Annotated in this window: 21 protein-coding genes; 5 read left to right on the forward strand and 16 right to left on the reverse strand. The window is 66.4% G+C overall.

Annotated elements, in window-relative coordinates; all coding sequences use genetic code 11:
- Position 1: 1 nt before the first annotated feature.
- From ACLI1C_RS16860 to ACLI1C_RS16875, 4 genes are read left to right on the forward strand one after another with little or no spacing between them, the layout of a single operon-like run.
- Entirely contained in the window at positions 2 to 1,051 is a 1,050-nt protein-coding gene (locus ACLI1C_RS16860; RefSeq protein ID WP_411398716.1) for an ABC transporter ATP-binding protein, read from the forward strand.
- Positions 1,044 to 2,105 (forward strand): ABC transporter ATP-binding protein, encoded by a 1,062-nt coding sequence (locus ACLI1C_RS16865; RefSeq protein ID WP_411398717.1) that lies wholly within the window; start codon positions 1,044 to 1,046, stop codon positions 2,103 to 2,105. The genes ACLI1C_RS16860 and ACLI1C_RS16865 overlap by 8 nt, the downstream gene beginning before the upstream one ends.
- Positions 2,102 to 3,343, forward strand: coding sequence for an HAD family hydrolase (locus ACLI1C_RS16870; RefSeq protein ID WP_411398718.1), 1,242 nt, complete (start codon positions 2,102 to 2,104; stop codon positions 3,341 to 3,343). Before ACLI1C_RS16865 ends, ACLI1C_RS16870 begins: the two co-directional genes overlap by 4 nt.
- Positions 3,343 to 5,838, forward strand: a complete 2,496-nt coding sequence (locus ACLI1C_RS16875; protein WP_411398719.1) for a hypothetical protein — start codon at positions 3,343 to 3,345, stop codon at positions 5,836 to 5,838. The genes ACLI1C_RS16870 and ACLI1C_RS16875 overlap by 1 nt, the downstream gene beginning before the upstream one ends.
- A gap of 7 nt (positions 5,839 to 5,845) precedes the next feature.
- On the opposite strand, the gene ACLI1C_RS16880 is transcribed toward ACLI1C_RS16875, so the two are convergent.
- The 8 genes from ACLI1C_RS16880 to ACLI1C_RS16915 form a co-directional block, all read right to left on the reverse strand.
- Positions 5,846 to 6,616 carry an exodeoxyribonuclease III gene (locus tag ACLI1C_RS16880; protein WP_411398720.1) on the reverse strand — a complete coding sequence of 257 codons (771 nt, stop codon included), beginning with the start codon at positions 6,614 to 6,616 and terminating at the stop codon, positions 5,846 to 5,848.
- Positions 6,613 to 7,257 (reverse strand): alpha/beta family hydrolase, encoded by a 645-nt coding sequence (locus ACLI1C_RS16885; RefSeq protein WP_411398721.1) that lies wholly within the window; start codon positions 7,255 to 7,257, stop codon positions 6,613 to 6,615. The genes ACLI1C_RS16880 and ACLI1C_RS16885 overlap by 4 nt, the downstream gene beginning before the upstream one ends.
- The gene (locus ACLI1C_RS16890) at positions 7,257 to 8,333 is read right to left on the reverse strand and encodes a tetratricopeptide repeat protein (RefSeq protein ID WP_411398722.1); all 1,077 of its coding nucleotides are present in this window, start codon (positions 8,331 to 8,333) and stop codon (positions 7,257 to 7,259) included. Before ACLI1C_RS16890 ends, ACLI1C_RS16885 begins: the two co-directional genes overlap by 1 nt.
- A gap of 4 nt (positions 8,334 to 8,337) precedes the next feature.
- Positions 8,338 to 9,240, reverse strand: coding sequence for a Ku protein (locus tag ACLI1C_RS16895; protein ID WP_411398723.1), 903 nt, complete (start codon positions 9,238 to 9,240; stop codon positions 8,338 to 8,340).
- Positions 9,241 to 9,277: 37 nt separating this feature from the next.
- A complete protein-coding gene (gene ligD / locus ACLI1C_RS16900; RefSeq protein WP_411398724.1) occupies positions 9,278 to 11,707 on the reverse strand; it encodes a DNA ligase D in 2,430 nt (809 codons plus the stop codon).
- A 65-nt stretch (positions 11,708 to 11,772) separates the two neighbouring features.
- A complete protein-coding gene (hemN, locus tag ACLI1C_RS16905) occupies positions 11,773 to 13,119 on the reverse strand; it encodes an oxygen-independent coproporphyrinogen III oxidase (protein ID WP_411398725.1) in 1,347 nt (448 codons plus the stop codon).
- 12 nt (positions 13,120 to 13,131) lie between these two features.
- The gene (locus ACLI1C_RS16910) at positions 13,132 to 13,818 is read right to left on the reverse strand and encodes an NnrU family protein (protein ID WP_411398726.1); all 687 of its coding nucleotides are present in this window, start codon (positions 13,816 to 13,818) and stop codon (positions 13,132 to 13,134) included.
- Complete coding sequence (locus tag ACLI1C_RS16915; RefSeq protein ID WP_411398727.1) at positions 13,815 to 14,261, reverse strand: hemerythrin domain-containing protein; 447 nt, start codon at positions 14,259 to 14,261, stop codon at positions 13,815 to 13,817. Before ACLI1C_RS16915 ends, ACLI1C_RS16910 begins: the two co-directional genes overlap by 4 nt.
- A gap of 132 nt (positions 14,262 to 14,393) precedes the next feature.
- Between ACLI1C_RS16915 and ACLI1C_RS16920 the strand changes: the two genes are divergently transcribed.
- Positions 14,394 to 14,849: a hypothetical protein gene (locus ACLI1C_RS16920; protein WP_411398728.1), complete on the forward strand. Its 456-nt coding sequence runs from the start codon at positions 14,394 to 14,396 to the stop codon at positions 14,847 to 14,849.
- Here ACLI1C_RS16920 and ccoS read toward each other — a convergent pair.
- From ccoS to ccoN, 8 genes are read right to left on the reverse strand one after another with little or no spacing between them, the layout of a single operon-like run.
- Complete coding sequence (gene ccoS / locus ACLI1C_RS16925) at positions 14,846 to 15,007, reverse strand: cbb3-type cytochrome oxidase assembly protein CcoS (protein ID WP_411398729.1); 162 nt, start codon at positions 15,005 to 15,007, stop codon at positions 14,846 to 14,848. The genes ACLI1C_RS16920 and ccoS overlap by 4 nt on opposite strands.
- On the reverse strand, positions 15,004 to 17,265 hold the full coding sequence (locus ACLI1C_RS16930; RefSeq protein ID WP_411398730.1) for a heavy metal translocating P-type ATPase: 2,262 nt from the start codon (positions 17,263 to 17,265) through the stop codon (positions 15,004 to 15,006). The genes ccoS and ACLI1C_RS16930 overlap by 4 nt, the downstream gene beginning before the upstream one ends.
- A gap of 3 nt (positions 17,266 to 17,268) precedes the next feature.
- Positions 17,269 to 18,078 carry a DUF2189 domain-containing protein gene (locus ACLI1C_RS16935; RefSeq protein ID WP_411398731.1) on the reverse strand — a complete coding sequence of 270 codons (810 nt, stop codon included), beginning with the start codon at positions 18,076 to 18,078 and terminating at the stop codon, positions 17,269 to 17,271.
- A 24-nt stretch (positions 18,079 to 18,102) separates the two neighbouring features.
- Entirely contained in the window at positions 18,103 to 18,315 is a 213-nt protein-coding gene (locus ACLI1C_RS16940) for a hypothetical protein (protein ID WP_411398732.1), read from the reverse strand.
- Entirely contained in the window at positions 18,312 to 19,190 is an 879-nt protein-coding gene (ccoP, locus tag ACLI1C_RS16945; RefSeq protein WP_411398733.1) for a cytochrome-c oxidase, cbb3-type subunit III, read from the reverse strand. Before ccoP ends, ACLI1C_RS16940 begins: the two co-directional genes overlap by 4 nt.
- Entirely contained in the window at positions 19,181 to 19,354 is a 174-nt protein-coding gene (locus tag ACLI1C_RS16950; protein ID WP_332686296.1) for a cbb3-type cytochrome c oxidase subunit 3, read from the reverse strand. The genes ccoP and ACLI1C_RS16950 overlap by 10 nt, the downstream gene beginning before the upstream one ends.
- Positions 19,355 to 20,086 (reverse strand): cytochrome-c oxidase, cbb3-type subunit II, encoded by a 732-nt coding sequence (ccoO, locus tag ACLI1C_RS16955; RefSeq protein WP_411398734.1) that lies wholly within the window; start codon positions 20,084 to 20,086, stop codon positions 19,355 to 19,357. It lies immediately after the preceding gene.
- A gap of 6 nt (positions 20,087 to 20,092) precedes the next feature.
- Positions 20,093 to 21,736, reverse strand: a complete 1,644-nt coding sequence (gene ccoN / locus ACLI1C_RS16960) for a cytochrome-c oxidase, cbb3-type subunit I (RefSeq protein WP_411398735.1) — start codon at positions 21,734 to 21,736, stop codon at positions 20,093 to 20,095.
- Positions 21,737 to 21,935: the final 199 nt, after the last annotated feature.

The following is a 21,935-nucleotide window of genomic DNA, read 5'->3' on the forward strand; positions in this document are numbered from 1 at the left end:
CATGCTCAAGATGAACCCACAGCTGTCCATGCCGGCCGAGCGCCTGCTCGATCTCGACGACGTCAAGGTGCATTTCCCCACCCGCGAAGGCGTGGTCAAGGCGGTGAACGGGGTGTCCTACCATGTCGATCGCGGCGAGGTGCTCGGCATTGTCGGGGAGAGCGGCTCGGGCAAATCCATCACCGCCCGCGCCATCATGCGCCTCTTGCCGCGCAATGCGCGGGAGGAGGGCGGCCACATCCAGTTCCGTCCGCGCACGGGAGAGCTGCATGACCTTTCGGCGCTGGGCCGCGACAGCCGCGCCGTGCGGCAGATCCGTGGCCAGCATATCGGCATGATCTTCCAGGAGCCGATGACCGCGCTCTCGCCGGTGCATTCGATCGGCGACCAGATCATCCGCACCATCCAGCTGCATATGCGGCTCGACCGGCATGCTGCCCGCAGGCGGGCCGCGGACCAGTTGAGCAAGGTCGGCATGCCGCGGCCCGAGCAGATGCTGGACAATTATCCGCATCAGCTGTCGGGCGGCATGCGGCAGCGCGCCATGATCGCGCTGGCCATCTCCTGCGATCCGAGCCTCTTGATCGCCGACGAGCCGACCACGGCGCTGGACGTGACCACCGAGGCGCAGATCCTCGAACTGCTCAAGCACCTGCAGGCCGAGCTGGGCATGGCCATCGTGTTCATTACCCACAATTTCGGCGTGGTGGCCGATATCGCCGACCGGGTGGCGGTGATGTATCTGGGGCGGATCGTCGAGACCGCCTCGGTCGACGACATCTTCTATGCGCCCAAGCATCCCTATACGAGGGCATTGCTCAACTCGATCCCGCGGCTGGGTGTCGATCAGGGGCGGCGGCTACCCACCATTCCGGGCATGGTGCCCGACCCCTATAGCGTGCCGACTGGCTGCTCGTTCCATCCGCGCTGCGGCTACAGCGTGGCCGGCACCTGCGACGTGCGGGCGCCAGAGCAGCACATATTCCCCAATGGCCAGGCAGCCCGCTGCCACTTCGCCGAACAGCTCGCGGAGGCTGATGCCCATGTCTGACGTAAACCTGTCTGGCGCAGACCTGGCCACGGCCATGCCCGATGACGTGCTGATCTCGGTCCGCAATCTCAAGAAATACTTTCCGATCACGGCCGGCTGGCTGCGCAAGGAGGTGGGGACCGTCAAGGCCATCGACGATGTGTCGCTCGATATCCGCAAGGGCGAAACCTTCGGGCTGGTGGGCGAAAGCGGCTCGGGCAAATCCACCGTCGCCCGGCTGATGCTGCGTGCCTATACCCTGACCGATGGCTCGATCCTGTTCCGCCGCGACAGTGGCGAGGTGGTCGACATCTCCAGCCTCAACGAGCGGCAGATGCGCGAGATGCGGCGCGAGATGCAGATGATCTTCCAGGATCCCTATTCCTCGCTCAATCCGCGCATGAACCTGCTCGAACTGGTGGGCGAACCGCTGGTGATCCATGGCGTCGGCAGCCAGAGCGAAATTCGCGACCGCGTGGCCGACCTGCTCAAGGTGGTGGGCCTGCGCCCCGAATTCCTGCTGCGCTATCCGCATGCCTTTTCGGGCGGCCAGCGCCAGCGTATCGGCATCGCAAGGGCCCTGGCGCTCAATCCCAGCTTCATTGCCGCCGACGAGGCTGTCTCGGCGCTCGACGTGTCGGTGGCAGCGCAGAATATCAACCTGCTGCAGGATCTGCAGGAGCAGTTCGGGCTGACCTATCTGTTCATCACGCATGACCTGGGCATGGTCGAGCATATCGCCGATCGCATCGGGGTGATGTATCTCGGCCGGCTGATGGAAATCGCCAATACGGATGATCTCTTTGCCCGGCCGCTCCACCCCTATACCGAGGCGCTGATGGCCTCGGTGCCGCAGCCCGATCCACGCGGCAACCGCACCCGCAAGCGCGTGCCGCTCAAGGGCGAGATTGCCAATCCGGCCAATCCGCCGACAGGCTGCACCTTTCATCCACGCTGCCCCTATGCGCAGGAACGCTGCCGCACCGATGTTCCGGCCCTGCGCGAAGTGGCGGCCGGCCGGCAGGTGCGCTGCCACTTTGCCGGGGAGCTTGACCTGACCGGAGTGGCGGCATGAGCGGTCTGGCGACCATAGCTGATCGTGACCTCGCGGACCGGCACCGTCCTGTTTTGCAGTTCGACCGGCGCGAACCCTATTTGCCGGTGCGTATCGGCTATACGGTGTTCCGTGCGCCGGGCCAGTCGCCGTCGAGCAAGTTCGCCATTGCGCCCCGCGGCGGCGCGACGATCGAATATGCCATCTACTACGATTGGGACATCGGCCACCTCTATGACCTCGAGCATGTCTGGGTGCATGTGGACGGGAGCGGCGCGGTAGTGGAAGTGGAGGCCTCGGCGCATGGCCGGCGCGAGCCGATGGTGCGCGATGCCGGGCTGCCGCTGATGGACGGGGTGCGCCCGGTACTCTTTGCCGAGCCGGGCAAGCATGCGCATTGGGCCGATCCCGATGCCATGCGCGCCGAGGCGGGCGAGCGGCTGCGGCTGTGTTGCGATGCGCTTGCCGGGCACGAGGCCGTGCATCGCGGCAATTTCTTCTACGAGGCCGGCGCCTATGGGGTGCAGCCGCAGCAGGACAGGCTGGCGCGGCTCAAGATGCAGGGCGACCGGTTCGAGCCGAGTTTCGAGTTTTCGACACTGAAGGGCGAGGCGCCGCTCGTGCCGTGGGACGATCTCGAACGGTTCGTGCCACAGCGCGTCGCGGCCGTCATGGCGGGGCTGGAGGCCGAGGTCCCGCATTTGAGGGCCATCTTTCTCGACTGTGGCGATACGCTGGTCGATGAAGGCACCGAGATCAAGCGGCCGGGCACAGACGTGGTCCTGACGGCGGAGCTGATCGAGGGCGCGACGGCAACCCTGGCCGCCCTGCGTGACGCAGGGCACCGGTTGATCCTCGTGGCAGACGGTCCGCGCGAAACCTTCAGCAATATCCTGGTCCAGCACGGGCTGTGGGACCAGTTCGACGCCCATGTGATCTCCGAGGATGTCGGCGCGCTGAAGCCTTCGGCACTGATGTTCGACACGGCCCTGCGGCAGGCGGGGCTGACACGCGACGACGCGCGCCACGTGGTCATGGTCGGCAACAATCTCGAGCGCGACATTGCCGGCGCCAATGGCGTGGGCATAGGCTCGATCTTCTTTTCTTGGTCCGACCGGCGCAGCAGGGTGCCCGCCTCGCCGCTGCAACAGCCCGACCATGTGATTACCGCGCTGTCGCAACTGCCGGGCCTGCTCGAGAGCATCGAGCTGGCCCTGCCGCCCCTGACGCAAGCGGGCCAGGCCCGACAAGAGGCATGATGAAACAGGATTCCCCGATGCTGGATGGCGCCACCTTTGCCGTCGCCCGTGGCGACAGCATTACGGCCTGGGCGCTGTCGCCCGTCAGCGAGCGCTATTATCCCGGCGAGCCATCCCTGGCCGAGGACCGGGTCAACTATCGCTTCATCAACGGTTTCGTCGATGTCGGCACGCTGCCCTGCCGGGTGGCGCTGTTCCGCGAACTGGCGACCCGCCGGCCGGTGCTGGAGAGCGACTGGCCGGTCGAGAGCCTGCACCTGCCCGGCGCCAACCGGCGCGTCGCCTTCAGCCGGTTCCGGCACCGGCCGACGCGCCTCGCGCGCTGGTGCCGCACCATCCTGGTGCCGCAGGCCGATGGCGACTACCGCTTCGATATCGTGACCTGTGGCGGCGTGCATGTCTGGGTGGACGGGCAATTGCTGGCGGCGTTCGAGCCCTATACCCGCAATGTCGAGCAGCGCCGCGAGATCTCGCTGCCGCTGCGCGAGGCGGGGAGCGAAGTCATCATCCTGACAGAGGAAATGGCCGAGCGGGACACCAACTGGTATTTCGAGCTGAGCCTGGTGAGCGCGGTTACACTGCAGGTGATGCTGCCGGGCGCTGTCGCGCCCGCCGACGGCGCAGCGCTCAAGACCCTCGCCGACAGTGTCCGCCCGGCCGGCGAGTTTGTCGGTGCCGAGGGGCTTACGCTGGTGTTTGACCGGCCGGTCGCCGAACCCGTAGCGGTGCGCGTCACCGTGCAGCCGACCTCGCATGCCGAGGGGGCCATTCTGCAAAGCACGCTGGAGCTGCCGGCGGGCGCCACCAAACTGCCCGTCTGCGCCGGCGGCGTGTTGCCCGATGGCTATCATCAGGTCGACCTGGTCTTTTCGGCCGGTGCTGCCCGGGTAACGCGGAAGATCGGTTGCGCCGTACTGGCGCAAACCACGCCGACAGTGCTGGGCGCCGATCTCGACCAGCGCAAGCGGCTGGCGCTGGACCATGTGGCCAGCCATGGCGAGATGCGCATGGGTACGGCGCTGGCCCTGCTCGCGACCGGGCAGCAGGATGAGGCGCGGCTGCGCCCGATCATCGAGTTGACGCTCGATGCCATCGAGGAGCGGCGCGACTGCTCGGATTTCGTCATGGTACCGCTGCTCTGGGCGCTGATGCGCCATGGTGAGCAGATGCCGGCTGACCTGGCCGCGCGGGCGCGCCGCGCCGTGCTCGACTATCGCTACTGGGTCGACGAGCCGGGCAATGACGTCATGTGGTTCTGGAGCGAGAACCATGTGCTGTGTTTCCATGTGTCCCAGCTGCTGGCCGGGCAATGGCTGGGCGCGGAGCGCTTCTCGACCTCGGGACGGCTGGGCGCCGAACAGGCCGAGTTGGCCAAGATGCGCCTCGGCAAATGGTTCGATGCCGTCGAGCGTGATGGCCTCGCCGAATGGAATTCAGCGGCCTATTACCCGATCGACTTCATCGGGCTGCTGGCGCTGGCCGAACTGAGCGATGGCGCGGTGGCGGATCGCGCCCGTGCCCTGCTCGACCGGCTCTTCACCATGATTGCCCTGCATACGCTGGGCGGCGTGCCTGCCGGCAGCATGGGCCGTGCCTATGACAAGGAATTGCGGGCCGGGCCGCTGACGGAACTGGCGCCCTTTGCCGCCGTGGCCTTTGGCCGGGGATGGCTCAATGCCGGCGTCGCCGCGCTGCCGCAGTTCCTGCTGGCGACCTATGCCCCACCCGCCGATCTCTTGCGCTATGCCGAGCCGGCTGGCGACGCGGCCTTCGAGGCGCATTACGTGCAGGGCCATGACGAGGCGGCGCGGCTGGCGCTCTACAAGAGCGCCCATGTGCAGCTGTCGGCCACCGTCGATGGACGGCCGGGCGCCAGCGGGCACCAGCAGCACATCATGGATGTGCGCTTTGCCAGCCACCCCTTTGCCCGGGCCTGGATCAACCATCCCGGCGAAGACGATCCATGGGGACAGAACCGGCCGTCCTACTGGGCGGGCAATGGTGTGCTGCCGCGGGTCGGGCAGGCGGGCAATGCGACGCTGATGCTCTACGATCTGGGCGAGACGGCGCGGATTCCGTTCACCCATGCCTACCTGTCGAGCGAAGGCATCGACGAGACGCTGGTCGATGGACACTGGCTGATTGCCCGGTCGGGCGAGGGACTGGTGGCGCTGGGCGCGTCGGGGCCGATTGCGGCGGTGACGCAGGGGCCGGGGGCGGGTCGCGAATATCGGGTGACGGGGACGCGCAGTGCCTGGGTCGCGATCGTGGCAGATGGTACGGGGCCGGACGCCTTCGCAGCGTTCCGGCGCTATCTGGCGGGGGTCGAGCTCGGTTTCGATGCGGCGGCGATGGCGGTCACGCTGCGGCGTCCGGACCAGCCGGTGCTGGCGCTGGACTGGCACAATGGTCTCGCCGTGGACGGGGTTGTTGCCGAATTCCCCAACAGGACAGTGGTGCCCAGGGTGGTGGGGACCAGGCCGTTCCGCATCTAACCGCGGTCTAGTCGAGGACGATCCAGGTCGGGGCGTGATCGCTGGCGCCGGGCTGGCCGCGGACATCCCGGTCGACGCCGCCGGATGCCAGCTGCTTTGACAGGTCCTGGCTCAACAGCAGATGGTCGAGCCGCAGGCCGGCATTGCGGGGCCAGCGGTTCCGCATGTAGTCCCAGAAGGTGTAGACCGTCTCGGTCGGATAGAGGGTTCGGATGGCGTCGGTCCAGCCCTGCTCCAGCAACTGGCCGAACAGGGCGCGGCTGGCCGGCTGGACCAGGGCATTGTCGCGATAGGATGTGGTTTCATACATGTCACGCGGCTCGGGCACGATGTTGTAGTCCCCCGCCAGCACCACGGGCAGGCCGGTCTCGAACAGTTCGGCAGCATGGCCGAGCAGGCGCTCGGTCCAGGCGAGCTTGTAGGCAAATTTCGGCCCCGGCTGCGGATTGCCATTGGGCGCATAGAGCGAGGCGACCAGTACGCCATTGACGGCCGCCTCGATGTAGCGGGCCTGCTTGTCGGCGCTGTCGCCCGGCAGTTCATTGCGCGTCAGCACCGGCTCGGCGCCCCGCGCCAGGATGGCCACGCCATTCCAGCTCGATTCACCCAGCCAGACCGCGCCATAGCCGGCATCGGCGAGGGCGGTGGCGGGAAACTGCTTCTGGGTGGCCTTGAGTTCCTGCAGGCACACCACGTCGGGCGCGGCATCGGCCAGCCAATCCATCAGGTTGGGCAGGCGGCGGTTGATGCCATTGATATTGTAGGTGGCAATCTTCACGGCGCGATGCGCTTGACCCAGGCATCGATGCTGCTGGCCACGGTCTTGAGATGGTCGGCCGTGGAGAAACCCGAGACCGACTTGCGCGGCTTGAGATCATGGTCGCCATCTTCGAGCCACAGCACCTCTATGGCGTCGGAGAGCCCGAATTCGCCAACCTCGTAGTGATCGCCGAATTCGTCGCGCGTGCCTTGGCAGATCAGGGTCGGTGTCCGAAGGTTGATGAGATGGGCGGTGCGCAACTGCTGTGGCCGCCCCGGCGGATGAAAGGGATAGCCGAGGCAGACCAGTCCGGCGATCCGGCCGGCATCGAACAGGGCATCGGCCACCATGCTGGCGACGCGGCCGCCCATCGACTTGCCGCCGATGAGCAAAGGCCCATTGGTCGGCCCCAGATCGTCAATGGCGGCGACATATTCCGGCATCACGGTTTCGGCCTTAGGCGGCGGCTTCTTGCCGGCTGCGGTGCGGCGGCTGGCCATATAGGCGAATTCAAAGCGCGCGACGCGGAAGCCCTGCTCGGCCAAGGCCTTGGCGACGGCGTTCATCGAGGCCGAATCCATCGGCGCGCCGGCGCCGTGGGCCAGGAGGATGGTGATACGGGCGTCTTCGGGGCCGTCGAAGAGAAAGTCGGTTGTCATCAGCTGGCTGTCCTGCGCGAGACTTGGTCGGCCAGCCTTATGCCGGCGCGGGCACGTCGCGCCCAGTCCGAACTGTCATCGAGGCCGAGATACTGCGTCCACCAGTGGCGCGCGGCGCCGAGGTCGCCGGCATCATATTCGAGCGCGCCGAGGTTATAGATGGCGTCGGCAAAGCCGGGGTCGAGCTCGGCTGCGCGCGCCAGGTGCTGCCGGGCGGCGGCGATGCGGCCCATGTCGCGCAGCAGGCCGCCATAGTTGAACCAGGCCTCGATGAAGTGCGGGTCGCGCTTGAGGGCGGTGGCATAGGCCAGGGCCGCGCCATCGAGATCGTCCAGCTTGCGCAGGCAATTGCCGAGGTTGAAGGGCGCGGTGGCGTCGCTGCCGTCGATGGCGGCGCAATGGGCGTAGTGCGTGGCGGCTTCGGCGAAGAGCTCGGCCGCCTCGGCACTTTCGGCCAGGCCGAAATAATCCTCGGCCTCGTCCGCGGTGTCGAGCAGCGGCAGCAGGCGCTGGCCGTCGAGTTCGGCGAGCGAATGGGCGTCGCTGGTGAGGATCTTGTCGGCCCCGGTCTGCAGCGTCAGCGCGGTCAGCGAACCCACCGGCCCGATCTGGTGGATGGAGCGGGCTATGGCGCTCCAGCTGGCGCCGGTGGCGACAAGGCCGGCATATTTTCTGGCGAGGAGAATGTCGCGAAAGGAATAGGGCGGGCCGTGATGCTCGAAGGCGTCGAACAGGGTCAGCAGGTCGAGCGTGTCGCCGCTGAGGCCGGACTGGTCGAGCATGGATTGCCGGCCGAGATCGGCGGGCGGGCTGGCGGGGAGGCTGCCCAAAGTGCGCAGGAAGGCGTTCTCGCTGAGCAAGGGCGCGCCGCTGTCGCGCGCGGCCGCGATACGCTGCTCGATCTCGCCTTCGCCCAGGCGCGACAGCAGGGTGCGGCCGATGACGATGCGCGTGGTGCCGCGGGTGATGCTGCGGTGCAGCCGGCCGCCACGCGAGGCGACCAGCTTGGCGGCAAGGCGGAGCGGGAAGGCCTTGAGCGCCCCCACGACGCCATAGCTTTGCCCGCTTGCCGGCATGCGATCAGGCCTTCTTCTTGGACGCCGCTTTCGGTGCCGTTGCCTTGCTGGCTTCGAGCGCTGCCTTCAGCGAGACCTTGGCAGCCGATTCCTTGGCGGGCGCAGGCGCCTTGGCCTTGCTCCTGGCGGCGGGCTTGGCCTCGCCGAGGCTGGCCTTGAGCGCATCCATCAGGTTGATGACATTGCCGCGTTCCGGGGCCGCCGCGATGATCGGATTGTGGCCCTTGAGCTTCTCGCGGATCATGGCCATCAGCGCCAGCTCGTAGCGGTCCTCGTAGTCCTTGGGATTGAAGGTTGTGACCTTCTGCTCGATGAGCTTCTGGGCGAGGTCCAGCATTTCCTGCTCCGGCTTGCCCACCGGGATATTGTCGAAATACTCGGCCGTGCCGCGCACCTCGTTGGGGTTGCGCAAGGTGGTGACGAACATGCCGTTTTCGCGCGCGCCGATGGTGACGACGCGTTCGCGATTGGTCAGCACCAGGCGGGCAATGGCGACCTTGCCGCTCTTGCGCAGGGCTTCGCGCAGCACGACGAAGGTCTCTTCGGCCATGGCGCCGTCGGGCGCCAGGTAATAGGGCGCGTCCTGGTAGAGCACGTCGACTTCGCCGGCATCGACGAAGGCTTCGATATTCATCGTGTGGTTGGATTCGATGCGCACGGCTTCGAGATCGGCATCATCGATGATGATATATTGCTTGGGCTCGTATTCGTAGCCGCGCACCAGATCGCTGCGCTCGACCAGGCCCAGTTCGGGATCGACCGCCTTCATGTTGATGCGGTTATGCGTGTCCTTGTGCAGCTGATTGAAGCTGATGCGCTCCGAGGCGCTGGTCGCCGGAAACAGTTTGACCGGACAGCTGACCAGGCTCAGCCTCAGTTGACCCTTCCAGCTTGCTCTTGGAGCCATCGCCGCCTCCTACGCGTACGCAGTTCACCACAGTAATTCATGGCGCCAAATCCCGTGCTGACTCGTTAATGTCGGCCCAGGGGTCGCCCGATGTGGTTAACAAACCCGGAAGCGAAGAGTAATTCAGGTCCGTGGGAGAGTCGATGGACTCAAGATCGCGCCAATCGATTGGCGTCGATGCCGGCAGGTGCGGGCGGGCGCGCAGCGAATAGGCCGCGACTGCTGTCGCGCTGCGCGCATTGCGGTGGTAGTCGATGAAGATGCGGCCCTTGCGGTTCTGCTCGCCCATGGTGGTGGTGAAGGTGTCCCGGCCAGTGGCGGCCAGCCTCGTCGCGATACTGGCGCAGGTCGCGTGCGTCTGTTTCCAGGTCAGCTTCGGGGTGGTCGGCACCACGATATGGATGCCCTTGCCCCCAGAGGTCTTGACGAAGGGCACGAGGTTCATGGCCTCGAGCTCGCCGCGCAGGTGTACCGCCGCATTGACCACGTCGCGCCAGGCAACGCCCTCGCCGGGGTCGAGGTCGAAGATCACCCGGTCGGGTTTGTCGAGATGGCTCTGATGCGTGCCCCAGGCATGGAATTCGACCACGCCGAACTGCGCCAGGGCCAGATAGGCCTTGGCGTCCTCGACCGCGATATAGGTCTGTTTCTCGCCATCGGAATTCTCGGTGACGAAGCTCTTGATCGTCCCCGGCATGCCGGTGAAGGGGTGGCGCTGGAAGAAGCAGTCCTGCGGCTTGCCGGTCGGGCAGCGGAACAGCGAGACCGGGCGGTCGAACAGATGGGGCAGCATGTAGTCGCCCACCGCCGCGTAATAGACGGCGATCTCCAGCTTGGTCGGGCCGGACTTGCCGAACAGGCGGCGGGTGGGATTGGTCACCCAGATGCCGGCGAGGTCCGCATCGGAGACGATGCGCTTGCGCGGCGCCGTCACGGCGGTGGTCAATTCCGCTTCGCGCAGGCCCTTGAACACCGCGTGGCGCAGCATGCCGTCGCTGGTGATGGTGGCATATTGCACCCGCGCCTTGAGCGTCGGCCTGACCGGGAGGATGTCCTTGGGCGCGCCGTCCAGCCTGTCGTCGATGCGCAGGGCTTCGAGGCGGCGCACCAGGTCCTTCATGGTGGCGGCATCAAAGCCGGTGCCGACCTTGCCGCGATAGACCAGGTCCTCGCCGACCCATTCGGCCATGGCCAGGGCGCCGATGCCGCCATTGGCCTCGCTCACGCTATAGCCGCCGATGACAAAGTCGCCGGTCTTGAGCGCCTTGATCTTGAGCCAGGTACTGCCGCGGCCGCCGATATATCTGCCATCGGAGCGCTTGGAGACGATTCCCTCCAGCCCCAGCTCGGAGGCATGGTCATAAAGCGGCCGGCCGTCGCCTTCGACATGGTCACTGAACTGGATGGCCGAGCGCCCGCTGACATGGCCGGCCAACAGTTGCGCCAATAGCGCCTTGCGCTTTATGAGCGGCACAGCTCGCAGGTCCCAGCCGTCGAGATGCAGCAGGTCGAAGGCATAGAAGACCAGTCTGTTGCCGGCGCCGGTCGAGAGCGCATCCTGCAGCTTGCCAAAGCGGCTGATACCCTTGTCGTCGAGCACGACAATCTCGCCATCGATCACCGCCTCCCGGCAGTTGAGCGCGGCGAAGGCCGCGGGCAGGTCGCCATAGCGCCTGGTCCAGTCGAGCCCGCCGCGGGTGATGAGCCGCGCCGTGCCGCCATCGAGGAAGGCCAGGGTGCGATAGCCGTCGAACTTGATCTCGTGCAGCCAGGGGCCTTCCCTGGGCGGCGCCGCGGCGGGGCTGGCCAGCTGCATTTCGGCTGTCGCGGGCATTGGCGTCTTCGCCGCCCCGACGAGCTTGCCGGGCTGCGGCTTGCTGCGCTTGACCGGGGCAGGGGGAGGCGCCACCAGTTCCTCGATCCGCCTGCCGGATTTGACGCTTTCGGGGCGCTCGAGGAGAATGTCGATCTCGGTGCTCATGGCCGGGTCGCGTTCCTTGAACAGTAGCCAGGCCTCCTTGCCCTTGTCTTCCGGCTTGCCTTTGAGCCGGGTCAGCATCCAGCCGCCGCGCAGCTTCTGCCCCACGAGGCGGAACTTGAAGGCCCCCTTTGCCAGATCGGCTACAGGGTCGCCCATCGGCGCCCAGGTGCCGGTATCCCAGACGATCATGGGGCCGCCGCCATATTCGCCTTCCGGGATCACTCCCTCAAAGTCGATATACTCGATCGGGTGATCCTCGGTCGCCGCGGCGAAGCGCTTGTCGGCGGGATTAAGCGAGGGGCCCTTGGGCACGGCCCAGCTTTTCAGCACGCCGCCCAGTTCGAGCCGCAGGTCGTAATGGTCGGCACTGGCCGAATGCTTGTGCACGACAAAGCGGCTCTCCCCGTCGGCTACCGTGCCGACAGGTTCGGTTGTCCTCGTGAAATTGCGCTTGCCCCGATAGTTCTCGAGCTTCTTGTCGACCATGGGCGAAATCTACATGGGATTTGCCCGGGAGCCAGCGACTTGTGCGGCAATTCCCCCGCGCCGGTTCACACCGCCAGGGAATGCCGCGCTGCCCCGGTCGCCAGATAGGTGTCGAACCTGGCCGCGATGGCGCGCACGAAGGGGCGGCCGCGTTCGGTGACGCTGAAGCAGTCGGCGCCGGCGCGGGTCAGGCCGTCGGGATCGGTTGCGGCGATGATGCCGGCAGCGTCGAACAGGGTCTCGCCCGCGGCGCCGAACTGGCGCAATTCGTCGCGCCGCAGCGCGAAGCGGCAGAGCAGGGCCTCGATGGCAAAGCCATGCAGCCGGTCCGCCGGGGTCAGGGCAAAGCCGCGCGTCGTCGCGCCGCCACCAGCCAATACGGATTTCTGATAGTCGCCGGTGGGCGTGATGTTCTGCACATAGCCCTGCGGCAATTGCCCGATGGCCGAGGCACCCAGGCCGATCAGCATATCGGCGCGATCATCGGTATAGCCCTGGAAATTGCGGCGCAGGCGGCCGGCGGCAGCAGCGAGGGCCAGGCTGTCGGTTGGGCGGGCGAAATGGTCGAAGCCGATCGATTGCAGGCCGCCGGCATTGAGCAGGCCGGCCGCCAGCTGGGACTGGGCGAAGCGCGCATGAATGTCGGGCAGGGCTTCATCGGGGATCATCTGCTGGTGCTTTTTCATCCAGGGCACATGGGCATATCCAAACAGCGCGGTGCGGTCCGGCGCCAGCGACAGCACCTGGGCGATGGTGGCCTCGATGCTGTCCAGCGTCTGATAGGGCAGGCCATAGAGAACATCGACATTGACCGAATGGACGCCGCGCGCCCGCACGGAATCGATGACATGCCTGGTCTGTTCGAAACTCTGCAGCCGGTTGATGGCGCGCTGCACGCGCTCGTCGAAATCCTGCACGCCGACGCTGGCGCGGGTCAGCCCGAAGGCCGCCATGGCGTCGAAGCGGTCTTCGCCCAGATCGTTGGGGTCGATCTCGATGCTGATCTCGGCATGGGGAGCGATGGTGAAGCGCGCGGCGAGCCGGGCCTTGAGGATCGCCATATCGTCCGCTGTCAGCATGGTGGGCGAGCCGCCGCCAAGATGGATCGCGGTCACCACGCCCCGGCCGCCCAGCTGGTCGGCGACCCAGTCGATCTCGGCATGGAGTGCTTCGAGATAATGGGCGATGGGTTCATAGCGCAGCGTGTGCTTGGTGTGGCAGCCGCAGAACCAGCAGAGGCGATCGCAATAGGGAATGTGAAGGTAGAGCGAGATCGTCGCGTCATCGGCTACCTCCCCCAGCCAGCGCGCATAGGTCTGGGCGCTGATGCCGGCGTGGAAATGCGGCGCGGTGGGGTAGCTGGTATAGCGCGGCACCGGCGCCGAATAGCGTTCGATCAGGTCGAATTGCATGGGGAACTCCATCTAGGCGGCGGCCAGCGCCAGCGGATCGGCGCCGAACAGCAGTGTATGCCCGCCCAGCAGCAGCCAGGCGGTCAGGGCGGCGCTGGTCAACAGGCCGATGATGATCGATCCATCCACCCGCAGCCGCGTCCTGCCCGCCAGCGCGGCGGCAAAGGGCAGAATTGAGGTGCTGTGGGCGATGGGCGGCCACTGCGCAGCCAGGCGGCGCCCGGCGCGGCGGTCGGTGATGACCATGCCCAGAAGGGCAAAGGCAAAGAGCGATCCGAACAGCAGGAGGCTGCGCATGTCGCCATTGGGCACGAGGTGGCTGCCGGCCCAGAGGGCAAAGCCCCACAGCACCGGATGGCGCGTCACGGTGGTGATGGCGCCGGGCGCCAGACCGGGCCGGCGCAGGGTGATCGAGGCGGGGTTGGGGCTCAGCAGCCCTGCCACGAGGAAGACCAGCCCGATGGGGGTCAGCACCAGCGGTATCCAGGCCTGCCAGGCCGCTGCATCCCAGAGCGGCACGAAATCGAGGCGCATGGTGGCGTGGAACAGCCAGGCCAAGGCGAGGAGGGACACCAGCGAATAGGTGATCAGGTAGGGGCGGCGACCGAGGGCTCCGACCAGCCCGGCGCGCAGCGGGGGAATGGCCGGCACCATGTGCAAGGCGAGAAAGACGACAAGCGCCGCGACAAACTGGGTCAACTGATGGGCCCCTCGCTGCGGCCGGGCACAAAGAGCTGGATCAGCTCGAGCTCGCCATAGACGTGCCGCCGCATGCTGTCGAAAAACGAGCGCAGCAGGTAACCCACCGCATCGGGAGACAGGGGCGAGCTGCTGCTCGCAACCCCGCGCAGGGCGTCGGTGACTTCGCCGGCCGTGGCCATGTCGGAGAGATGCTCCCGGCGCAGCCGCGCCACGGTCTGGTTCAGTTCGGGCCGGCTGGATGCGGCCAGGATGGGGAAGAGCACGTCTTCTTCCTGCCTGTGCGTTAGCTCGACCAGCGGTTCGAGCGCATCGGCCGTGGAGAGGCAAAGGCCGGCATCGGGGTGGGGCAGGCTGTCGGCGATGGCCTCGAGCACGTCGCAGAGGTCGAGCAGTTGCTGATAGCTTTTCTCTAGCGGCTCCGTCCGGCGATTTGGCGACATTTCGAGCACCCCCCGGGAGGTCCCGTTGTGGCTTGCAGCATAGCAAGGGCAAAGTGCCGGGCGTTTGACCGGGATCAAGCTGACCCGCATTTGATCGGCCTAGATTGCGCGCGTCCCCGAACGCAGGTTGCCATGCCGTTTCCACCCTTTGCGCCCTCGGTGTTTTTCGACGAGGCGGATATCGATACGCTGGCTGCCGAGTTCAGCGAGCGGGTGCGTCGCAGCCCCTTGCTGCGTCCGGCCATGGACGGGCTGGTCGGCAATCGCTGGGAGGATGCCGAGGCGGCCATGGGCGGCTTCCTGCGTTCCACCCTATTCCTGCAAGAGCGCCCGGCGGTCGATGGCGACTGGCTGGCGCGGGCCGTTCGCATGCTGGATGACACGGCGATCGACCTGCTGGCCGACATCCTGCTCGATTGCGCGCTGGTGGCTCTGCCGCTGCATAGCGCGGCGGTGGTCGCCGAGATCAGCGAACAGCTGGCCCGCCTGCTCAAGAGCGTCGCGGCCGAGGATGGGGTGGCACAGCAGCGCTTGCTGCTCAGGGCCCGCGCACGGCTATCGACCGGGGCGCTGATGAACCGGTTCTAGTCCGGGTCGGGGCGTGGCTTGTCCTCTTCGTAGAGGATGCGCTGGGAGGCGCCGTCGAGGTCGTCATACTGCCCGTCGCGCAGCGTCCAGAGAAAGATCGCCAGCCCCGCCGCGCCCAGGATGACCGAGATCGGGATCAGGTAGAAAAAGTCGCTCATGGGCGTACCGGCACGGTTCGGGGCGTGGCGCGCAGCGGCCAGCGATAGCCCCGATAGCCGCCCCAGCCCAGGCGCAGCGCGTTCAGCACCACGACAAGCGAGGACAGCGACATGGCGATGGCCGCCATGAACGGATTGACGTAGCCGGCAATGGCGATGGGCAGCGCGATGGCGTTGTAGAGCACGGAGAGCGCCAGGTTCTGCCGGACCAGCCGGCCGGCGTCGCGCGCCACCGCCAGCGCCAGCGGCACGGCCGTCAGATCGTCGTGCAGGAACACGAAATCGGCGGCACTGCGCCCGACATCGGCGGCGCCGGAGGGCGCCATCGAGACATGGGCGGCCATGAGAGCCGGCGCGTCGTTGAGCCCGTCGCCGACCATGAGGGTCTTGTGGCCCGCGCTGCGCAAAGCGGCGATGCGATCGGCCTTGCCGCCCGGCAGGACGCTGCCCGAGCGGGCTGCAATCTGCAGGTCGTCCGCAATGGTGGCGACGGCGTCGCTGGTGTCGCCCGAGACGATCTCGACATCCAATCCGGCGGCCTTGAGGGCCTTGACCGCGCCATGCGCGCCGGGCCGCAGCCTGTCGTGGAAGGCAAAGCGCAGCAGTTCGGTGCCGTTGCGACTCAAGACCGTGCCGCTCGCAACATCATTGGCAGACAGCGCCCAGTCGGCGCGGCCAAGCCGATAGCGGTCGCCATCCAGCATGGCCTCGACGCCAAAGCCGGGCAGTTCGCTGGCGATGGTGAAGGTCGGCGCATCGGGCAGGCCGGCGCCGGCCGTGGTGATGGCCCGCGAATAGGGATGCCGGGAATAGGCGGCGAGCGCGGCGGCCAGCGCGAGGAGCCGCGGTTCGACATCGCCCTGGTCCAGCAGCTGCGGCGTGCCCAGCGTCAGCGTGCCGGTCTTGTCGAAGACCACGCTGTCGATCTCGGCCAGCCGCTCCAGCGCTGAGCCGTCCTTGACCATGATGCCGGCGTCGAACAAGCGCCGCGCCGCGACCACCTGCACCATGGGCACGGCGAGGCCCAGCGCGCAGGGGCAGGTGATGATGAGGACGGCAATGGCCACGGTGACGGCATTGTGCAGGTCGCCGTTGAGGAGCATCCAGCCGGCGAAGGCGGCAAAGGCGGCCAGGTGCACGATGGGCGAATAGAGTTCGGCGGCGCGGTCGGCGATGCGGCGGTAGCGGTTGCGTCCGCTCTCGGCCACTTCCATCAGCCGCACCATCTGGGCCAGGGTGGAATCCTGCTCGCCCGCTTCGGCGCGAATGGTCAGCGGGCCGGTGAGGTTGAGCGTACCGGCCTCGAGCCGGGTGCCCGGCCCCGCGGCGACCGGCATGCTTTCGCCGCTGATGAGGCTGCGGTCGAGGTCCGATGCGCCGGTCAGTACCCTGGCGTCGACCGGCACACGCTCGCCGGCGGCCAGCAGGATGGTCATGCCCGGCACGATCTCGCGCAAAGGCAGATATTCCGGGCTCCCATCGGCATGCAGCACCAGCGCGCCACGCGGCGCCAGCCGGGCCAGGCTCTTGACGGCGGTGCGGGCGCGCTCGCGCATGACGTGATCGAGCGTGCGCCCGATCAAAAGGAAGAAGATCAGGGAGACCGTAGCGTCGTAATAGACCTGCTCGCCCGAATGGATGGTGTCGTAAAGGCTCAGCGCGAAGGCGAGAGCAATGCCGATGGTGATCGGCACATCCATATTGGTGCGGCGATGGCGAATGGCATTCCAGGCCGAGAGGTAGAAGACCCGGCCGGAATAGAGCAGAGCCGGCAGGGTCAGCCCGGCGCAGATCCAATGCAGGATGTCGCGGGTCGCGCCATCGGCGCCGGACCAGACCGAGCCCGACAGCATCATGATGTTCATCGAGGCAAAGGCCGCCACGGCCAGGGCGCGGATCAGGGCGGGCAGCGTCCTGTCCTGCTGGCTGTCCTCGGTCTCATAAAGATGGGGCTCATAGCCCAGCCCGGTCAGCGTCTCTACCATGGCGGGCGGCGCACCGGTGTCGCGCCAGCGCACGGCGACGCGCCTGGTCGAGAGGTTGACCCGGGCCGATTGCACGCCTTCGAGCTTGCCCAGGGCCTTTTCGATGGTCTGGATGCAGCCGCCGCAATGGATGGCAGGCACGGACAGATCGGTCTGGCGAAGGCCATTGCCGATGTCCCGGCTGGCCAGCCGCACTTCGTCGGCAGCCGGCCCGCGCTGGATCGGGCCGGCAACGGCCTCGACGAATTCGGGCGGGGGCAGGCAGCAGCTCATGGTCTATGGCCGGACCGCGGCATAGGCGTGCCAGGTGGCATGGCCGAGCAGCGGGAAAATCAGGATGAGACCGATGAGCGCGGTGCCCAGGCTGAAGACGGTCAGTGCCAAGACGATGGCGCCCCAGAGCAGGGCGGCGGGCAGGTTGTTCCACACCAGCGACATGGACAGGCCCATGGCCGAAAAGGCATCGAGCCTCCGGTCGAGCATCATGGGAATGGAGAAAGCGCTGATGGCGAAGGCAAAGGCGGCAAACAGCCCGCCGACCGCCGTGCCCACCGCCAGCATGAGCAGGCCCGTGGGGGTGGTGAACAGCATGTTGACCACGGAGTCGAAGCCAGGAAACGGCCGCCAGCCGAGAAAGAGCGCGTAGAGCAAGACGGCGGCACGCATCCAGACCAGCATCAGCGTCAGCAGGACAGCGCCGACAAAGAACAGGTGGGCTCCGCCGCCGCGGCGCGGAAAGATCATGTGCCACAGGGTGACGGGCTCGCCCGCCTCCAGCCGCCGGCTCTTTTCGTAAAGCCCGGTCGCCAGCAGTGGCCCGACCACAAGGAAACCCGCCAGTGCCGGAAACAGGATCTGGGCCCAGCCGAAGGCGACCATGGCCGCGATGACCAGCAAGGACAGGAGTGCAATGCCCAGCCCGTAGAGCAGGCTCGGCATCGGCCGGTTCCACAGGTCGCGCCACCCCAGGGCCAGCCACTGGAAGGCGGCGGTCGCAGGCAGGTGGCGGTTATGGTCGATCGCCTTGGGCAAAGCGGGGACGGTATCGGGGATGATATCGGCGGTGGGATGCAGCGTCTTGGCCATGGGGGCGATCCGTTGGGTTGGTGGTCAGCAGGCCGATTTGGCGGCGCGGAACGTGCCGGGCTCGCCCCCGCCCTTGAGGTGGGTGACGCAGTCAGGCTGCGAGGAAAAGGCGACATAGACCAGGTGGGCATTGGCGACGAGCAGCACGCCCACGATCACCACGGCGGCGCCAATCAGCAGCCGGCGCGTGCCGGACTGCCGCATGGTGCTGTCATGGGTGACCGAGGGCGCGCTCATTGGCTGGCCCGCAGGTCGAGGACGTAGAGCGTCAGAAGCTTGATGTCGGTGGGGGTCAGGCGCCCTTCCCAGGAGGGCATGGTGCCGATGCGCCCATTATAGACCGAGCTGCGGATGCTGGAATGGTCGCCACCATAGATCCAGTGCTCGTCGGTCAGGTTCGGCGAGCCGGTCTCGATCATGCCCTGGGCATTCTCGCCGTGGCAGGCTGCGCAATTGGCGGCAAAGAGCTCGGCGCCGGTCGCCAGCATTGCCGGGTCGGCGGTGGCGACCAGATCGGGCTGCGACAGGGTTTCGACATAGGCCACGACAGCGTCGATATCGGCGCGCTCGAGCATCTGGTCGCGGCCAAAGGCCAGCATCTGGGCAAAGCGTGTTTCGGGGCTCGTGCCGTTGATGCCCACGCGAATGGTCTCGGCCACGATTTCCGGATCGTCGCCCCACATGATCGGCGCGGCGGCAAGGTTGGGGAAGCCGGGTCCGCCCTGGGCATTGGTGCCGTGGCAGGCGGCGCAATTGTCGCCGAACAGGGCGGCGCCGGTCTGGCGCACGATGGTCATCAGCTCTTCATCGGCCTGGATGGCGGCAAAGTCTTCGCTGTCGATGCGACTGGTCCAGCTGGCGCGCTCGACCTGCGCCTGCTCGACGCTCTGGATGACGGCGGCATGCTGGTCCGCGCCCAACAGGCCGCGGAAATAGCCGTTGATCCCGGGCCAGCTGGGCATCAGCACCGTCCAAAGAATGGCGAAGCCGCCCATGGCGATGAGGAAGAAATAGACGATGCGCGGGACGGGCGTGTTGAGTTCCTTGATGCCGTTCCACTCATGCCCGGTCGTCATCTGCCCGGTAATCTTGTCGCGTTCGCCTAGCGCCATGGCCGGTCCTCCTCTTCACGCACGGGAAGCCTGGCGGCCTCGTCAAAGCCCTTCTTGTTGGAGGGCCAATAGGTCCAGGCCAGCGCGATGACGCTGAGGGTAACGAGGTAGAACAGGCCGAACGACTTGGAGAAGCCAACGACGGTATCGTGGTCGAAGGGCATCTATTCTGCCTCCGGCTGATTGGGTTGATGGGCGGCGTCGGTCAGGTTGCCGAGCACCTGCAGATAGGCAACCAGCGCGTCCATGTCGGTCAGGCGGGTCGAAACGCCGTCGAACATGCGGATATTGGTTGCGCTGCCATAGCGCTCGGCGACACCGTCGGCTGCTGCGGTTTCCGGATTGGCCTGCCCATAGGCATCGAGCGCGGCATTGGCGACCTGCTCATCGGTATAGGGCACGCCGACCGCCCGCAGGGCCGATAGGTGATTGCCCAGATCGTCGGTGCGCAGCGGATCGCGCAGCAGCCAGCGATAGGCCGGCATCTTGGATTCGGGCACCACGTCGCGCGGATTGAACAGGTGCACCGTGTGCCAGGCATCCGAATATTTGTTGCCCAGCCGGGCCAGGTCCGGCCCGGTGCGCTTGGAGCCCCAGAGCTGGGGATGGTCGTAGCTGCTTTCCACGGCCAGCGAATAGGGGCCATAGCGCTCCACTTCGTCGCGCAGGGTGCGGATCATCTGGCTGTGGCAGGCGTAGCAGCCTTCGCGGATATAGATGTTGCGCCCGGCCACTTCGAGCGGGGTATAGACGCGCATGTCGGGCGCCTGTTCCACGGTCTCGTCGATGGTGAAGAGCGGCGCGATCTCGATGAGGCCGCCGATCGAAGCGACCAGCACAATGAAGGTGACGAGGCCGATCGCGCTGCGCTCGATTTTGTAGTGTAGGCCGAACATAGTTCTTTATTCTCCGGCTTGCAGGGCGGGCTGAACGGGAATGTCGAGCGTGGCGTCTTCCGTCGCCGGGGCAGCCATGCGGATGGTCATGACGACATTGTAGAGGGCTACGAGCGCGCCGAGCAGGAACAGCAGGCCGCCGAAGGCGCGCGCGATATAGTAGGGATGCATGGCCACGAGGCTGTCGATGAACGAGTAGCTGAGGGTGCCGCTCTCGGTATAGGTGCGCCACATCAGGCCCTGGATGACGCCCGAATTCCACATGGCGAAGACGTAGACGACGGTCCCCGACAGGGCGAGCCAGAAGTGGACTTCCACCAGCTTGGCCGAGTAGAGGCTCGGGCGTTTCCACATCGACGGCACGATCGAATAGAGCGAGCCGAAGGTGATCATGGCGACCCAGCCCAGGGCGCCGGCATGGACGTGGCCGATGGTCCAGTCGGTATAGTGGCTGAGCGAGTTCACGGCGCGGATGGCCATGAACGAGCCTTCAAAGGTGGTGATGCCGTAAAAGATCGCGGCCAGGGCCATGAAGCGCAGCACGGCATCGTCGCGCACCTTGTGCCAGGCGCCGTTCAGCGTCAGCAGGGCATTGCCGGCCGAAGCCCAGCTGGGCACCAGCAGCACGACCGAGAAGGCCATGCCCAGCGTCTGCACCCAATGGGGCAGGGCGGTGTAGTGCAGGTGGTGCGAACCGGCCCACATATACATGAAGGTGATGCCCCAGAAGCTGATGATCGACATCCGGTAGGAGAAGATCGGCCGGCCGGCGCGCTTGGGCAGGTAATAGTACATCATGCCGAGGAAGCCGGCAGTGAGGAAGAAGGCCACGGCGTTGTGGCCATACCACCACTGGGTCATGGCATCCTGGACGCCCGAGAACAGCGAATAGGATTTGGCGCTGCCGAAGGAGACGGGCACGGCCAGGTTGTTGACGATATGGAGGATCGCCACGACCAGGATGAAGGCCATGTAGTACCAGTTGGCCACGTAGATATGGGGTTCCTTGCGGCGGGCCAGGGTGCGCATGTAGATGGCGAAATAGACCACCCACACCACGACCAGCCAGATGTCAGCATACCATTCGGGCTCGGCATATTCCTTCGACTGGGTCAGGCCCATCAGATAGCCGCTGGCGGCGATGACGCAGAACAGGTTGTAGCCCAGCAGCACGAACCAGGGGCTGATCTGGTCGGGCAGGCGGGCGCGAGTCGTGCGCTGCAGCACATGAAATGAGGTGGCGATCAGCGCATTGCCGCCAAAGCCGAAGATGACGCCGCTGGTATGGACCGGGCGCAGGCGCCCGAAGCTGGCCCAGGCCGCGTCGAAGGTCAGTTCCGGCCACGCCAGGAGCGACGCGACCCAGAGACCGGCGCTCATGCCGACCACGCCCCAGAGCAGGGTGAGGATGATGCCCAGCCGGGTGGGCGCATCATAATATTCGTTGAGCCGGTCATCGCTGGGCTCGGGGGCATCCTTGCCGCGCATGAAGACGATGAACCCGCCGAGCCCTGCCGCCAGCACGATCCAGCCGTGGATGCCCAGCAGGTCGTTGCGGCCGGCAACCGCCATGGCCAGTCCGACAATGCCCAGCGCCCCCAGGATCATCATGGCCCATTGCCGTTCGGCCCGCGTCAGGTCTGCAATCATGTTGGTCGTCCCGTTTCAGCCCGCGGGTGCAAGCCCGCTTCCCCGTGAGCCGTAGCGCAAAAAGCCACCCGGTCTTTGATCCAGCGCAAAGACGTGCCGCTATGGCGATCGCCTGTGCACAGGGGGCTGCAATCTGGGTGCGGATTTGTTTGTCAGGCGACAAAGTGGCGCGGCTGGCCATAGCCTAGGTTTGGTTCGA

It is taken from the genome of Devosia sp. XGJD_8 (genome assembly GCF_046614475.1).
Lineage (GTDB): Bacteria > Pseudomonadota > Alphaproteobacteria > Rhizobiales > Devosiaceae > Devosia.